The following is a 14,244-nucleotide window of genomic DNA, read 5'->3' as shown; positions in this document are numbered from 1 at the left end:
TTTCACACAAGCGCCATACTCCCCACAATCACTCCGCTCAACGCCACCAGCCCCGCAGTCAGCCACAGCGCTTTCGCCGGGAATGACTTACGCAGCATGATAAGCGACGGCAGGCTCACCGCCGGCAGCGTGATGAGCAGCGCCAGCGCCGGTGCGGTCCCCATACCAGCCATCATCATGGTCTGAATAATCGGGATCTCCGCCGCGGTTGGGATCACGAACAGGCACCCGGCCACCGCCATCGCAATCACCCACATCAGCGTGTTGTCGATAGCGCCATCCGCATGCGGGAACAGCCAGACGCGCGCCGCCCCCAGCACCAGTACGGCCAGGATATAGACCGGAATGGTGCTCCAGAAAAGCTGCCACAGCGCTTTGCCCCAGCGAGCAAAGAAACTGCCCTGCGGCTCGCTGACGTCCAGCTCAACGGAGGCAGGCCCGGCCTCGTTGTCTTTCACCAGGTGCTGCACCAGCGTAGCGACAAGCACCACCGTCAGCAGGCCAGCCGCCAGACGGATAAACGCGAAATGCCAGCCGAGAACGAAGCCCATAAACACCAGCGTTGCCGGGTTCAGCAGGGGGTTACCCATCCAGAAGGCAAGCGCGCCGCCCATCGACACGCGCTGTCGGCGCATACCCGCCGCCACCGGTGCGGCGCAGCAGGAGCACATCATGCCCGGCAGGGAGAAAATCGTCCCCAGCAGCGTGCCCTGCAAGCGCGGCTGTCCCAGGGTTTTCACCAGCCAGTTACGCGGGATAAGTACCTGAATCAGCGAGCCCAGCAATACGCCCAATACCGCCGCTTTCCAGACGGCAAGAAAATAGACCATGGCGTAATCCCACGCCGCGCGTAGCGGGCTGGAATCGGCCTGCGCGAGAATCGATTTACCGATGCTGTGGGTGTCGGCGGCGGTGAAGGCTTTACCGTAGTACGGCAGCCATTTCACATACCAGAGGCCAATGATGACCACGAGAAAGAAGAGTGCGGGCTTCCACCACTGAACAGGTGTTGCCGCCTGAGATGAAGACTGACCAGTCATACCATTCCCCGGAAGGTGTTATTTAATAAGCCGGGGAAGTTTACGCCTCGCCCTGCGCGATTTCACGCAGTTTTGCCGAAGGGATAATATTAACCCCCTCCTGCGACGGAGCCAGCGCCTCTTTTAGCATCGCCAGCGCGACATCCCGCGCCTCGATGGACTTCCAGTTACCCGGCAGGATGCGAAACAGCGGAGCGAAAATAGACTCGTTAAAACGACGTTCGTCACGGTGCCCCATCAGCATGGAAGGCCGCGCGATGGTCAGGCGCTCCCATTTCTGAGCGATTAACGCCTCTTCCATTTTGCCCTTCACCTGATTGTAAAAAAACGGCGAGCCTGCGTTCGCGCCGTGCGCGCTGACCACCAGGAAATGTTTTGCGCCCAGCTTTTTCGCCGTCAGGGCGGTATCCACCACCAGCGTGTAATCCGCATGGACAAAGGCTTCTTTACTGCCCGCTTCCCGTCGGGTGGTGCCAAGGCAGCAAAAGGCGATATCAATGGGATCCTGCACCTGCGCCAGCGCGTCGGTGAGCTGTGGATCGTGCGGGTTATAGACGCCGGTGATATCCAACAGCGGGCGACGCGTCGGGGCGGCGATATAATTGATATGCCGATCCTGGATCAGCAGCCGCAGCAGATGTCCACCCACCAGCCCGGTTGCGCCGGTAATCAGTACCTGACTCATCTTATCCCCTTTACAGAATTGTCCGTTTGCGTTCTGGGCCTGCTCTACCACACTTAAAAGTCTGTTACCGGTAAGTATTTACCACAAACGGGAAAAAAACAGTCTGAAGCGAAAACAACGGAGGAAGCATGGGTAAAAAAATCGCAGTCTTGATTACCGACGAGTTTGAAGATTCAGAATTTACGTCGCCAGCAGAGGCATTCCGCAAGGCGGGCCACGAGGTGGTCACCATCGAGAAAGAAGCGGGTAAAACCGTGAAGGGCCATAAGGGCGAAGCCAGCGTGACCATTGACGAATCCATTGATAACGTCAGCCCGTCGGATTTCGACGCCCTGCTGTTACCGGGCGGTCATTCACCGGATTCCCTGCGCGGAGACGAGCGTTTCGTCACCTTTACCCGTGACTTCGTCGGCACCGGTAAACCGGTATTTGCCATTTGCCACGGTCCGCAGCTGCTGATCAGCGCCGAGGTGGTACGCGGGCGTAAGCTCACCGCGGTGAAGCCGATCGTTATCGATCTGAAAAACGCGGGAGCCGAGTTCTACGATCAGGAAGTGGTGAACGATAACGATCAGCTGATCACCAGCCGTACACCGGACGATCTGCCAGCGTTTAACCGTGAAGCGCTACGCCTGCTCGGCGCGTAACCAGTGCAGCTTCTTGCCAAAGCCCAGGGTGTTGTCGGTAAATTTCAGCTCATCAAGGCGGATTTCCCACACCGGGGCTTTTAGCGCCGCAGCCACCGGGAAGCGGCGCGTATAGCGTTTACGTTGCGCGTCGCTCTCCTCACCTTCCAGGCGACGAATTTCGCCTTTAAACTGGACCCCGCGGATCAGCGCAACGGTTTTAGGCTGACCGTTTACCGTGCCCGCCACTTTTGCCCGCTGGCCCGTCATCTGCGCATGCCGCGTTTTATCTTCGCTCATCACGTAAAAGGCCACGCGCCCGGGATCGTAGTAATAAAAGGCATTTGCGCACCACATCTCCTCGTCTTTACAGACGCACCAGGTCACGACATGCTGCTTTGCCAGCCAGCGGTTAATGGCGGCCAGTGTTTCCATTTTCGCTCTCTCTCATGCTATGGTGCGTTCACCTTAACATACTGAATCTGTTTACCGTGTGCTGGTTTCTCTATCTTGTCCGAACCGCTGATAACGCACTCTACACCGGGATCACTACCGATGTGGCACGGCGTTTTTTACAACATCAAACGGGGAAAGGGGCGAAGGCGCTGCGGGGGAAAGGTGAACTTCAGTTAGCGTTTTCAGCCGCCGTGGGCGACAGATCCCTGGCGCTCAGGCTGGAATACCGCATCAAGCAGCTGACGAAGCGCCAGAAAGAGCGTCTCGTCAACGGGGACGGCTCTTTCGAGGCGCTACGCGAAAGCCTGCTTAAAAACGATTGAAATGATCGTGGTACTCCACCAGACCGGTAACGCCGTCGAGCGCATCATCCGCCAGAGGATGCACCAGGAAAGATGTTTCCGTGCCCGGCCAGTGGCAGCGCAGATCGTATCTGGACGCTGGCTTAAAACCTAAACGTTCGTAGAACGCCGGATCGCCCAGAACGACGACAGCGGCATAGCCAAATTCATTCAGTGAATCCAGCCCTTCATAGACCAGCTGGCGAGCCAGGCCCTGGCCACGGTAGTTTTCATCCACCGCCAGCGGCGCCATGCCGACCCACTGTAACTCTTCACCCTGCACAATCACCGGGCTGAAGGCCACGTAGCCGACCACCTGCCCTTCATCGTCGGTGGCAACCAGGCCCAGCGTAATCAGGCCATCTTCGCGAAGATCGTGAACCAGTTGGGCTTCGGCGTCGCCTGCAAAAGAGCGGCGTAACAACGCATCGATACCCGGCGCATCAATCCCAATTTCGACTCGAATCAGCATGGCTCACCTACTGAAGTGTGTTTACTGTCCGGCGGGGTTTTTAGCCCGGCCTCAACGAAATCTGCCATTTGCATCAACATCATACGCAGCGCTTTCGGCATCTGCTCCAGCTCAATGGCATCCATTAAATTTTTGACGTACAGACCGAGCTCCGTGTCGCCTTCAATCACCAGACGACGCTGGAAGAAGAGGGTGTCCGGATCCTGTTTGCGCGCGGCGATCATCAGCAGATCGCTGGCATCCGCGCTAAAGCTGACATCCGCCTCGGCGGTTTCACGGACGATCAGCCGATCGTTCTCAACGGAAGTAAACCAGCGCAACCCGATATCGCGCACTTCAATCTTTAACCAGCGGCCTTCCAGAAACTCCAGCTCACCGTCCTGTAGCGCCTGGCGGAACTGCCAGCTCAGTACCTGTTCCAGCACCTGGCGTTTAAGCGCGAACGGCGCCAGTTTTACCGGCACGCTCAGCATTGATGGACCAAATTGTACGAGACGTGAACGCAGTTTATCCAGCACGAGCTTTACTCCCTGATAGCTATAGTCCTGCTATTTTGCCATATCCCGACAAGAAGATAGCGGCGTAAATCAACAAACCGTTGTCCGGTATACCTCATTATTGGTGCCATCAATACGCCATTAGCTGCCTTAAATCAAAAATTGTCGCGTATGGGTTAATTAAAATCCCAGCTCGTTAACATTTTTTACGATCCCTGCGATCGACAACATCGGGATAAATTATGGAGCTGCTCTGCCCTGCCGGAAACCTTCCGGCGCTTAAGGCGGCCATCGAAAATGGGGCCGATGCGGTCTATATCGGGCTGAAAGATGATACCAACGCCCGCCATTTTGCGGGTCTTAACTTTACGGAGAAAAAGCTTCAGGAAGCCGTTAACTTCGTTCACCAGCACCGGCGCAAACTGCACATCGCCATCAATACCTTTGCCCATCCTGATGGCTATGCCCGCTGGCAGCGCGCCGTGGATATGGCGGCCCAGCTGGGCGCAGATGCGCTGATCCTGGCTGACCTCGCCATGCTTGAGTATGCGGCAGAACGTTATCCGCATATTGAGCGCCACGTCTCTGTTCAGGCATCGGCCACCAATGAAGAGGCCGTGCGTTTTTATCATCGACACTTTGACGTAGCCCGCGTGGTGCTGCCGCGCGTGCTTTCTATTCATCAGGTTAAGCAACTGGCGCGCGTCACGCCAGTGCCGCTGGAGGTTTTTGCCTTCGGCAGCCTGTGCATCATGGCCGAAGGCCGCTGCTATCTTTCTTCCTATCTCACCGGGGAATCGCCAAATACCGTCGGCGCCTGCTCGCCTGCCCGCTTCGTTCGCTGGCAGCAAACGCCGCAGGGACTGGAGTCGCGCCTGAATGACGTGTTAATTGACCGCTATCAGGACGGTGAAAACGCGGGGTATCCGACACTGTGTAAGGGCCGCTATCTGGTGGACGGCGAGCGCTACCACGCGCTGGAGGAGCCCACCAGCCTCAACACGCTGGAATTGCTGCCGGAACTGCTGGCCGCCAATATTGCCTCGGTGAAAATCGAAGGCCGCCAGCGCAGCCCGGCCTACGTGAGCCAGGTGGCGAAGGTGTGGCGTCAGGCCATCGACCGCTGCATGGCGGACCCGCAAAACTATGCTCCACAAGCGGCCTGGATGGAGACGCTCGGCGCGATGTCTGAAGGCACCCAAACTACGCTCGGCGCGTACCACCGTAAATGGCAGTGAGATAATCATGAAATATTCATTAGGGCCGGTGCTTTACTACTGGCCAAAAGAGACGCTGGAAGATTTTTACCAGCAGGCGGCTAACAGCAGCGCCGATGTGATTTACCTCGGCGAAGCGGTGTGCAGCAAGCGCCGCGCCACCAAAGTGGGCGACTGGCTGGATATGGCGAAAAACCTGGCCGGCAGCGGCAAGCAGGTGGTGCTCTCGACGCTGGCGCTGGTGCAGGCGTCCTCTGAACTGGGCGAGCTGAAGCGCTACGTCGAAAACGGTGAGTTCCTGCTGGAGGCGAGCGACCTGGGCGTGGTAAACCTGTGTGCCGAGCGTAAGCTGCCGTTTGTCGCCGGACATGCGCTGAACTGCTATAACGCGGTGACCCTGCGCCTGTTGCTCAAACAGGGGATGACCCGCTGGTGCATGCCAGTAGAGCTCTCCCGCGACTGGCTGGCCAACCTGCTGAATCAGTGCGAAGAGCTGGGCATTCGCAACAAGTTTGAAGTGGAAGTCCTGAGCTATGGGCATCTGCCGCTGGCCTACTCTGCCCGCTGCTTCACCGCACGTTCCGAAGATCGCCCGAAAGACGAGTGCGAAACCTGCTGCATTAAGTACCCGAACGGCCGCAGTATGCTGTCGCAGGAGAACCAGCAGGTGTTTGTTCTTAACGGCATTCAGACCATGAGCGGTTACGTCTATAACCTCGGCAACGAACTGGCGTCAATGCACGGGCTGGTGGATATGGTGCGTCTTTCGCCGCTTGATACCGGTGTTTTCGCCATGCTGGACGCCTTCCGCGCCAATGAAAACGGCGCCTCGCCGCTACCGTTGACCGCAAACAGCGACTGCAACGGTTACTGGCGACGTCTCGCCGGGCTGGAATTGCAGGCGTAAAAAAGGCTCACTTTGTTAACAACGGTTATCATTTTTTAATGCAGTATTAAAGATTGACCGTCGACAAAGTGAGCTGTTATGACTGACAAAACCATTCCGTTTTCGGTGCTGGATCTGGCGCCGATCCCACAAGGCTCCTCGGCCAGAGAAGCCTTCACGCACTCTCTCGATCTTGCTCAGCTTGCCGAAAAGCGCGGCTATCACCGCTACTGGCTGGCGGAGCACCACAATATGGTGGGCATCGCCAGCGCCGCCACCTCGGTGCTGATTGGCTATCTGGCGGCGAATACCACCACTCTGCACCTGGGCTCCGGCGGTGTGATGCTGCCGAACCACGCCCCGCTGGTGATTGCCGAGCAGTTCGGGACGCTGAATACCCTTTATCCGGGCCGTATTGATCTAGGGCTTGGCCGCGCGCCGGGCAGCGACCAGCCGACCATGCGCGCCCTGCGTCGCCATATGAGCGGCGATATCGATAACTTCCCACGCGATGTGGCCGAGCTGGTGGACTGGTTTGACGCGCGGGATCCGAACCCACACGTGCGACCTGTGCCGGGGTACGGGGAAAAGATCCCGGTATGGCTGTTAGGCTCAAGCCTGTACAGCGCGCAGCTCGCCGCTCAGCTGGGGCTGCCGTTCGCGTTCGCTTCCCACTTCGCACCGGATATGCTGCATCAGGCACTGCATCTTTATCGTACGCACTTCAAACCGTCTGAACGTCTGGAGAAGCCGTATGCGATGGTGTGTATCAATATCATTGCCGCCGACAGCAACCGCGACGCGGAATTCCTGTTTACCTCTATGCAGCAGGCGTTTGTGAAGCTGCGTCGCGGTGAGACGGGCCAGCTTCCACCGCCGGTAGAGAATATGCACCAGCTGTGGTCAGCCTCCGAGCAGTATGGCGTGCAGCAGGCTCTGAGTATGTCGCTGGTGGGTGATAAGGCGAAAGTGCGTCACGGGCTGGAGGTGGTGCTGCGTGAAACGCAGGCGGATGAGATTATGGTTAACGGCCAGATTTTCGATCACCAGGCGCGTCTGCATTCGTTTGATTTAGCGATGCAGGTGAAAGAGGAGTTGGTGGGGTAGTTTTTTGCTTTGCCCGGTGGCTTCGCTTACCGGGCCTACATTCTTTTCTCCCTCTCCCATGGGGAGAGGGCCGGGGTGAGGGGTTCAGACCGCACGTTTTACTGATACACAGGCAACAGATTAAAACTCGACAGCACGTGGACCACCGCGTTGCCGATACCAAATACCAGAATCAGCGCAATCATCGGTTTTCCGCCCCAGACGCGGAATTTCGGGCTGCCGAAGCGCTTACGTGATTTGCGCGCCAGCAGCGCCGGTACAATCGCCGCCCAGATGGTGGCCGCCAGTCCCGCATAGCCGATGGCGTACAGGAAACCGTTCGGCCACAGCAGGCCGCCCACAATCGGCGGCAGGAAGGTCAACAGCGCGGTTTTGAAGCGCCCCATAGCAGAGTCATCAAAACCAAACAGATCCGCCAGGTAGTCAAACAGGCCCAGCGTCACGCCGAGGAATGAGCTCGCCACCGCAAAGTTCGAGAAGACCACCAGAAGCAGATCCAGACTGCGGCTGTTCAGCACGCCGCTCAGCGCCTGTACCAGCACATCAATGTTACCGCCCTTCTGCGCAATGCCGATAAATTCCGGACGCGGGATGTTACCCATCGTCCCCAGCAGCCAGATAACATACAGCCCCAGCGCCAGCAGCGTGCCGTAAACCAGGCATTTCACGATGGTGCGCGGATCCTTGCCGTAGTACTTCATCAGGCTCGGTACGTTGCCGTGGTAGCCGAACGACGCCAGACAGAATGGCAGCGTCATCAGCAGGTACGGCGTGTAGGAGGTGTTCACTTCGGCAACGTTAAACAGCGTGGCCGGCGTGACGTGCCCCAGCAGGCTGCCGAAGGTCAGGAAGAAGGTGATGACCTTTGCGCCCAGCACGATTGCCGTCATGCGGCTGACCGCTTTGGTGCTCATCCAGACGATAAACGCCACGCCCAGCGCGAAGCAGAGACCCGCCAGACGCGCCGGAACGTTCAGCGACATCTCTGAGAAGGTGTGATGCAGAATCGACCCGCTCGCTGAAATGTACGCGTAGGTCAGGATATAGAGTACAAACGCGATGGACAGCCCGTTCACCAGGTTCCAGCCTTTGCCCAACAGATCCCGGGTGATGGTGTCGAAGCTGGAGCCAATGCGGTAGTTCAGGTTTGCTTCAAGGATCATCTGCCCGGAATGGAGCATGCAGAACCAGGTGAAAACCAGCGCCGCCAGCGACCAGAAGAACCACGCACCGGACATGACCACAGGCAGGGAAAACATCCCTGCACCAATGATGGTTCCGCCGATGATCACCACGCCGCCAAGCAGCGAAGGTGACGTTTGGGTGGTGGTTAGTGTTGCCATGCGGCCTTATCTCCAGTGAAAAATGTGGTTCTGCATTTTAGTGTGTTGCACTGTACCAGTACAAGAGTACAAAAGGAATAAAAAAAGCCCCGATAGCAACTATCGGGGCTGTATATTTTACTTTACGTCAGAAGCGAAAGGCTTACGCGTCACCGAAACGACGACGGCTGGCGCCTTCTTCACGGCGTGGACCACGGTTTTCGCGGCGCTCACCGGAGAAACGACGGCCTTCACCACCGCGACCTTCGCTGCGACCGCCTTCACGACGCTCGCCACCGAAACCGCGACCACCGCCACGACGTTCGCCGCCACGGTCAGGACGTGGCTGTGCATCGCCCAGCAGCTGCATGTTCATCGGCTTGTTCAGGATGCGGGTGCGAGTAAAGTGTTGCAGTACTTCGCCCGGCATGCCTTTTGGCAGCTCGATGGTGGAGTGGGAACCGAACAGCTTGATGTTACCGATGTAACGGCTGCTGATGTCGCCTTCGTTAGCGATCGCGCCAACGATGTGACGAACTTCAACACCATCATCACGGCCCACTTCAATGCGATACAGTTCCATTTCGCCAGCGTCACGACGCTCGCGATGTGGACGGTCTTCACCACCACGCTCTGGACGGTCACCGCGTGGACCACGGTCGTTACGATCGCCACGACGTTCGAAGCGATCGTCACGGTCACGGAACTCACGCTTAGGACGCATCGGCGCATCAGGTGGCACGATCAGGCTACGTTCGCCCTGCGCCATTTTCAGCAGTGCTGCGGCCAGGGTTTCCATGTCCAGCTCTTCGCCTTCAGCGACAGGCTGGATCTGGGACAGCAGCGCACGGTACTGATCCAGATCGCTGCTTTCCAGCTGTTGCTGTACTTTCGCGGCGAATTTTTCCAGACGGCGTTTGCCCAGCAGTTCTGCATTTGGCAGCTCGGCTTCTGGAATGGTCAGCTTCATGGTGCGTTCAATGTTACGCAGCAGACGACGCTCGCGGTTCTCAACGAACAGCAGCGCACGGCCTGCACGACCCGCACGACCGGTACGACCGATACGGTGAACGTAAGACTCGGAGTCCATTGGGATATCGTAGTTTACAACCAGGCTGATACGCTCAACGTCCAGGCCACGTGCTGCCACGTCGGTTGCAATCAGGATATCCAGACGACCGTCTTTCAGACGCTCCAGAGTCTGCTCACGCAGGGCCTGGTTCATGTCGCCGTTCAGCGCAGCGCTGTTGTAGCCGCTACGCTCCAGGGCTTCAGCCACTTCCAGGGTCGCGTTTTTGGTACGAACGAAGATAATCGCCGCATCAAAATCTTCCGCTTCCAGGAAACGCACCAGCGCTTCGTTTTTGCGCATGCCGTATACAGACCAGTAGCTCTGGCTGATGTCCGGGCGAGTGGTCACGCTGGACTGAATACGCACTTCCTGCGGCTCTTTCATGAAGCGGCGGGTAATGCGACGGATCGCTTCTGGCATAGTTGCAGAGAACAGAGCGGTCTGATGACCTTCCGGGATCTGCGCCATGATGGTTTCTACGTCTTCGATGAAGCCCATACGCAGCATTTCATCGGCTTCGTCCAGTACCAGACCGCTCAGTTTAGAGAGGTCCAGGGTACCGCGCTTCAGGTGATCCAGCAGACGGCCCGGCGTACCGACAACAATCTGTGGACCCTGGCGCAGGGCGCGTAACTGCACGTCATAACGCTGGCCGCCGTACAGGGCTACCACGTTTACGCCGCGCATATGTTTAGAGAATTCCGTCATGGCTTCAGCAACCTGAACAGCCAGTTCACGGGTTGGAGCCAGGACGAGGATCTGCGGCGCGCGCAGGTCCGGATCAATGTTGTTCAGCAGCGGCAGCGAGAATGCTGCGGTTTTACCGCTACCAGTCTGGGCCATGCCCAGCACGTCACGACCAGAAAGCAGGTGTGGGATACACTCAGCCTGGATCGGAGATGGTTTTTCGTAACCCAGATCGTTAAGGGCTTCAAGGATAGGAGCCTTCAGGCCCAGATCTGCAAAAGTGGTTTCGAATTCAGCCATGTAGTACAAGTGCCTCGATATTAATGGCGGCCAGTCTACTTAGCTCATCGTGAAAATGATTAGCAATTTTCATTGAAAAGTGTGAACCGGCTCAAATTAGGTGTATTGACGAACAACAACGCCCTCACCAGTGAAGGTGATGGCAATCAAAAGATTACGGGCTGATGTTTATGTCGTCAGCTATTGCTGGTCCGATTCTGCCAGGTCGTCTTGCTCCTGGCCCAAGAGCGATAATTCCAACAATGCATAACGGTGCTCAACGAAGTTATGTACGTTGTTAGCAACCGCTAATTTGAACAGTGCCGTAGCGCTGTCCATATCCCCCAGACTTAGGTAGTACTTACCTAAATAGAAGTTGGTTTCACTGAGATGCTCAGCGAGCGAGGTGTTATCCGTTGCGTCCGCCTTGAGGCGTTCCATCAGCGTTGCTTCGCTAATGTTGCCCAGGTAGAACTCGACAATGTTCCATCCCCACTGTTCCTTGTCCGATTTCTCGAAGCGCTGTTTCAGTGCTTCTTTGGCCTGCTTCTCATCGAGCTTCTGCTCAACGATGTAAAGCCACAGGCTGCGGAAAGGATCATTAGGATCGTCTTGATAAAACGCCAGCAGATCATCTTGCGCTAACTTATCACGACCGCCGTAATACAATGCGATACCGCGATTCAAGTGCGCGTAGTTGTAAGTTGGATCAAGCTCAAGTACAGAATCAAACGCTTCATAGGCAGCATCAAAATTGCCTGCCTGCGTTAAATAAATGCCTAAGTAATTGAATACTTCAGGCATATCAGGTCGAATCGCCAGCGCTTGTGAAAAATCATTTCGCGCCAGTGCCCTCAGACCGAGACTATCATACAACACTCCGCGCTCATATAAAAGCTGTGCGCGTTCGTCATCGGTTAAAGCCCGACTGGCAAGTATTTGTTCCATGCGTGCCAGAATGACTTCCTGCTGCAAAGTCGGTTGCAATGGCACTGCGAGGACTTCGCTCTTACGCCAGGCAGAGTTGCTGCATCCTGCCAGCGTTAAAGCTGTCGCAACGAAACACCAGCGCAAAAAAGGCTTCATTTCCCACTCCCGAAGACAACTATTGGATGAACGTCCTGTCCCCCGGCGGCTTAACAAGGCGTCCTGCCTGATAATAAGCCCTCCACCTGCGCGGAGGGCAAATGGCAACCTTACTCGCCTTGCTGTTCAGCAGCCGGAGCTTCCGGCGCCGCAGCAGGCTGAGACTGCTCGGTTGCTTCTTTAATGCTCAGACGGATACGGCCCTGGCGGTCAACTTCCAGAACTTTCACCGGTACTTCCTGACCCATTTGCAGGTAATCGGTCACTTTCTCAACGCGCTTGTCAGCGATCTGAGAGATGTGTACCAGACCTTCTTTACCGCCACCGATGGCAACGAATGCGCCAAAGTCAACGATACGGGTCACTTTACCATTGTAGATACGGCCCACTTCGATTTCTGCCGTGATCTCTTCGATACGACGGATAGCGTATTTCGCTTTCTCGCCGTCGGTTGCTGCGATTTTCACAGTACCGTCATCTTCGATTTCGATGGTGGTGCCCGTTTCTTCGGTCAGTGCACGGATAACAGAACCGCCCTTACCGATAACATCTTTGATCTTGTCTGGATTGATCTTGATGGTGTGGATACGTGGAGCGAACTGAGAAATATCACCACGCGGCGCATTAATCGCCTGTTCCATCACGCCCAGGATGTGCAGACGCGCACCTTTAGCCTGGTTCAGAGCAACCTGCATGATCTCTTTGGTGATACCTTCAATTTTGATATCCATCTGCAAGGCAGAGATACCGTCACGGGAACCCGCTACTTTGAAGTCCATATCGCCCAGGTGGTCTTCGTCGCCCAGAATGTCAGACAGAACAACGTAGTTGTCGCCCTCTTTCACCAGACCCATTGCGATACCTGCAACGGCGGCTTTAATTGGCACGCCTGCATCCATCAGCGCCAGAGAGGCACCACACACGGAAGCCATAGAAGAGGAACCGTTGGATTCGGTGATTTCAGACACCACACGTACGGTGTACGGGAATTTGTCTGCTTCTGGCATCACTGCCAGCACGCCGCGCTTCGCCAGACGACCGTGACCAATTTCACGACGCTTCGGTGAGCCAACCATACCGGTTTCGCCCACAGAGTACGGAGGGAAGTTGTAGTGGAACAGGAAGCTGTCAGTACGCTCGCCCATCAGTTCGTCGATGATCTGTGCGTCACGTGCGGTACCCAGGGTCGCGGTTACCAGCGCCTGCGTTTCACCACGGGTGAACAGCGCAGAACCGTGAGTACGTGGCAGTACGCCAGTACGCACGTCCAGACCACGGATCATGTCTTTTTCACGGCCATCGATACGCGGCTCGCCTGCCAGGACGCGGCTACGAACAACGTTTTTCTCGATGGCGTGCAGGATTTCGCCAATCTCGTTAGCGTCCAGCGTTTCGTCTTCGGCAACCAGGGTCGCGGTCACTTCAGATTTGATCACATCAACCTGAGCATAGCGCTCCTGTTTGTCGGTGATGCGGTATGCGTCGCTCAGACGAGATTCTGCCAGTGCAGCAACGCGTGCGTTCAGCGCCTCGTTCACCGCTTCTGGCTGCCAGTCCCAACGTGGTTTACCGGCTTCTTTCACCAGGTCGTTGATGTTCTGAATAACGATCTGCTGCTGCTCGTGGCCAAATACCACAGCGCCCAGCATCTGATCTTCGCTCAGCAGTTCAGCTTCGGATTCAACCATCAGAACCGCTGCTTCAGTACCGGCAACAACCAGGTCCAGCTTACTCTCTTTCAGCTCTTCCTGAGTTGGGTTCAGTACGTACTGGTCGTTGATGTAGCCAACGCGCGCGGAACCGATTGGGCCATTGAATGGAATACCAGACAGTGACAGGGCCGCAGATGCGCCGATCATAGCAACGATGTCCGGGTTAACCTGTGGGTTAACGGAAACAACGGTCGCAATAACCTGAACTTCGTTTACGAAGCCTTCCGGGAACAGCGGACGAACCGGGCGGTCAATCAGACGCGCGATCAGGGTTTCGCCTTCGCTTGGACGGCCTTCACGACGGAAGAAGCCACCCGGGATTTTACCGGCAGCGTAGGTACGCTCCTGGTAGTTAACGGTCAGTGGGAAGAAGTCCTGACCTGGTTTAGCTTTTTTCTGGCCAACTACGGTAACGAATACAGCAGTGTCATCCATGCTTACCATAACGGCAGCAGTAGCCTGACGCGCCATCATGCCGGTTTCCAGCGTGACGGTATGCTGACCATACTGGAATTTACGAACGATCGGATTCAGCAAAATTCTGTCCTTTCTTAAATGTTTGAAAGCACACCTCAGGTGTGCTGACGATTTAACCCGACCTTCTTCGCATCCTCGCGACTAATGACAACCGACACCCCCATGGGTGAAGCCTCTCATTAGCCGCGCGAACCTCTGCAATGAAGATCATTTATAGCAACAATACAATAGTTTCCATTGAATTGCTGCCGTCTGGTTGAAAAAAGGGGCCATCAGGCCCCC

Annotated in this window: 15 protein-coding genes; 5 read left to right on the top strand and 10 right to left on the bottom strand. The window is 56.4% G+C overall.

The window, feature by feature from the left end:
• Positions 1 to 2: 2 nt before the first annotated feature.
• Together SK62_RS02140 and SK62_RS02135 are read right to left on the bottom strand one after the other, a co-directional pair.
• Complete coding sequence (locus tag SK62_RS02140; protein ID WP_032669103.1) at positions 3 to 1,040, bottom strand: permease; 1,038 nt, start codon at positions 1,038 to 1,040, stop codon at positions 3 to 5.
• A gap of 40 nt (positions 1,041 to 1,080) precedes the next feature.
• Positions 1,081 to 1,725 (bottom strand): NAD(P)H-binding protein, encoded by a 645-nt coding sequence (locus SK62_RS02135; protein WP_023295493.1) that lies wholly within the window; start codon positions 1,723 to 1,725, stop codon positions 1,081 to 1,083.
• Positions 1,726 to 1,853: 128 nt separating this feature from the next.
• On the opposite strand from SK62_RS02135, the gene SK62_RS02130 reads away from it, so the two are divergent.
• Entirely contained in the window at positions 1,854 to 2,372 is a 519-nt protein-coding gene (locus SK62_RS02130) for a type 1 glutamine amidotransferase domain-containing protein (RefSeq protein ID WP_015571965.1), read from the top strand.
• Here SK62_RS02130 and SK62_RS02125 read toward each other — a convergent pair.
• The gene (locus tag SK62_RS02125; RefSeq protein WP_047365703.1) at positions 2,352 to 2,786 is read right to left on the bottom strand and encodes a YhbP family protein; all 435 of its coding nucleotides are present in this window, start codon (positions 2,784 to 2,786) and stop codon (positions 2,352 to 2,354) included. The genes SK62_RS02130 and SK62_RS02125 overlap by 21 nt on opposite strands.
• 14 nt (positions 2,787 to 2,800) lie before the next feature.
• On the opposite strand from SK62_RS02125, the gene SK62_RS02120 reads away from it, so the two are divergent.
• Positions 2,801 to 3,130 (top strand): GIY-YIG nuclease family protein, encoded by a 330-nt coding sequence (locus SK62_RS02120; RefSeq protein ID WP_003861768.1) that lies wholly within the window; start codon positions 2,801 to 2,803, stop codon positions 3,128 to 3,130.
• Here the strand turns inward: SK62_RS02120 and SK62_RS02115 are convergent.
• A complete protein-coding gene (locus tag SK62_RS02115) occupies positions 3,117 to 3,620 on the bottom strand; it encodes a GNAT family N-acetyltransferase (protein WP_015571968.1) in 504 nt (167 codons plus the stop codon). The genes SK62_RS02120 and SK62_RS02115 overlap by 14 nt on opposite strands.
• Entirely contained in the window at positions 3,614 to 4,138 is a 525-nt protein-coding gene (locus SK62_RS02110) for a ubiquinone anaerobic biosynthesis accessory factor UbiT (protein WP_003861771.1), read from the bottom strand. Before SK62_RS02110 ends, SK62_RS02115 begins: the two co-directional genes overlap by 7 nt.
• A 221-nt stretch (positions 4,139 to 4,359) precedes the next feature.
• On the opposite strand from SK62_RS02110, the gene SK62_RS02105 reads away from it, so the two are divergent.
• The 3 genes from SK62_RS02105 to SK62_RS02095 all read left to right on the top strand — a co-directional run bounded on the left by SK62_RS02105 (position 4,360) and on the right by SK62_RS02095 (position 7,327).
• On the top strand, positions 4,360 to 5,355 hold the full coding sequence (locus SK62_RS02105; protein ID WP_003861773.1) for a ubiquinone anaerobic biosynthesis protein UbiU: 996 nt from the start codon (positions 4,360 to 4,362) through the stop codon (positions 5,353 to 5,355).
• A gap of 7 nt (positions 5,356 to 5,362) precedes the next feature.
• Positions 5,363 to 6,241 carry a U32 family peptidase gene (locus SK62_RS02100; RefSeq protein ID WP_015571970.1) on the top strand — a complete coding sequence of 293 codons (879 nt, stop codon included), beginning with the start codon at positions 5,363 to 5,365 and terminating at the stop codon, positions 6,239 to 6,241.
• Between the two features lie 78 nt (positions 6,242 to 6,319).
• Positions 6,320 to 7,327, top strand: a complete 1,008-nt coding sequence (locus SK62_RS02095) for a luciferase-like monooxygenase (protein ID WP_047719125.1) — start codon at positions 6,320 to 6,322, stop codon at positions 7,325 to 7,327.
• A 98-nt stretch (positions 7,328 to 7,425) separates the two neighbouring features.
• Here SK62_RS02095 and mtr read toward each other — a convergent pair whose 3' ends face one another.
• From mtr to pnp, 5 genes are all read right to left on the bottom strand, one after another.
• Entirely contained in the window at positions 7,426 to 8,670 is a 1,245-nt protein-coding gene (mtr, locus tag SK62_RS02090) for a tryptophan permease (RefSeq protein WP_048249277.1), read from the bottom strand.
• A 142-nt stretch (positions 8,671 to 8,812) separates the two neighbouring features.
• Complete coding sequence (locus tag SK62_RS02085; protein ID WP_048249275.1) at positions 8,813 to 10,708, bottom strand: DEAD/DEAH family ATP-dependent RNA helicase; 1,896 nt, start codon at positions 10,706 to 10,708, stop codon at positions 8,813 to 8,815.
• Positions 10,701 to 10,781: a protein YrbN gene (yrbN, locus tag SK62_RS22760; protein ID WP_097397692.1), complete on the bottom strand. Its 81-nt coding sequence runs from the start codon at positions 10,779 to 10,781 to the stop codon at positions 10,701 to 10,703. The genes SK62_RS02085 and yrbN overlap by 8 nt, the downstream gene beginning before the upstream one ends.
• Positions 10,782 to 10,888: 107 nt before the next feature.
• Positions 10,889 to 11,773: a lipoprotein NlpI gene (gene nlpI, locus SK62_RS02080; RefSeq protein WP_003861782.1), complete on the bottom strand. Its 885-nt coding sequence runs from the start codon at positions 11,771 to 11,773 to the stop codon at positions 10,889 to 10,891.
• A 110-nt stretch (positions 11,774 to 11,883) separates the two neighbouring features.
• Positions 11,884 to 14,022, bottom strand: coding sequence for a polyribonucleotide nucleotidyltransferase (gene pnp, locus SK62_RS02075; protein WP_017693919.1), 2,139 nt, complete (start codon positions 14,020 to 14,022; stop codon positions 11,884 to 11,886).
• Positions 14,023 to 14,244 lie beyond the last annotated feature (222 nt).

The organism is Enterobacter sp. BIDMC109, from assembly GCF_001037885.1.
Taxonomy (GTDB): Bacteria; Pseudomonadota; Gammaproteobacteria; order Enterobacterales; family Enterobacteriaceae; genus Enterobacter; species Enterobacter hormaechei_C.
The sequence above is the reverse complement of the archived record's forward strand: the minus strand, read 5'-3'. Positions and strand labels throughout refer to the sequence as shown.

Bases quoted from the DNA above. Each gene is read 5' to 3' on its own strand.
- SK62_RS02085 (WP_048249275.1), bottom strand. From the start codon at position 10,708: ATGGCTGAATTCGAAACCACTTTTGCAGATCTGGGCCTGAAGGCTCCT.
- SK62_RS02100 (WP_015571970.1), top strand. From the start codon at position 5,363: ATGAAATATTCATTAGGGCCGGTGCTTTACTACTGGCCAAAAGAGACG.
- SK62_RS02125 (WP_047365703.1), bottom strand. From the start codon at position 2,786: ATGGAAACACTGGCCGCCATTAACCGCTGGCTGGCAAAGCAGCATGTC.
- SK62_RS02105 (WP_003861773.1), top strand. From the start codon at position 4,360: ATGGAGCTGCTCTGCCCTGCCGGAAACCTTCCGGCGCTTAAGGCGGCC.
- SK62_RS02120 (WP_003861768.1), top strand. From the start codon at position 2,801: ATGCTATGGTGCGTTCACCTTAACATACTGAATCTGTTTACCGTGTGC.
- SK62_RS02115 (WP_015571968.1), bottom strand. From the start codon at position 3,620: ATGCTGATTCGAGTCGAAATTGGGATTGATGCGCCGGGTATCGATGCG.
- nlpI (WP_003861782.1), bottom strand. From the start codon at position 11,773: ATGAAGCCTTTTTTGCGCTGGTGTTTCGTTGCGACAGCTTTAACGCTG.
- SK62_RS02135 (WP_023295493.1), bottom strand. From the start codon at position 1,725: ATGAGTCAGGTACTGATTACCGGCGCAACCGGGCTGGTGGGTGGACAT.
- mtr (WP_048249277.1), bottom strand. From the start codon at position 8,670: ATGGCAACACTAACCACCACCCAAACGTCACCTTCGCTGCTTGGCGGC.
- SK62_RS02095 (WP_047719125.1), top strand. From the start codon at position 6,320: ATGACTGACAAAACCATTCCGTTTTCGGTGCTGGATCTGGCGCCGATC.
- SK62_RS02140 (WP_032669103.1), bottom strand. From the start codon at position 1,040: ATGACTGGTCAGTCTTCATCTCAGGCGGCAACACCTGTTCAGTGGTGG.
- SK62_RS02130 (WP_015571965.1), top strand. From the start codon at position 1,854: ATGGGTAAAAAAATCGCAGTCTTGATTACCGACGAGTTTGAAGATTCA.
- yrbN (WP_097397692.1), bottom strand. From the start codon at position 10,781: ATGAAAATTGCTAATCATTTTCACGATGAGCTAAGTAGACTGGCCGCC.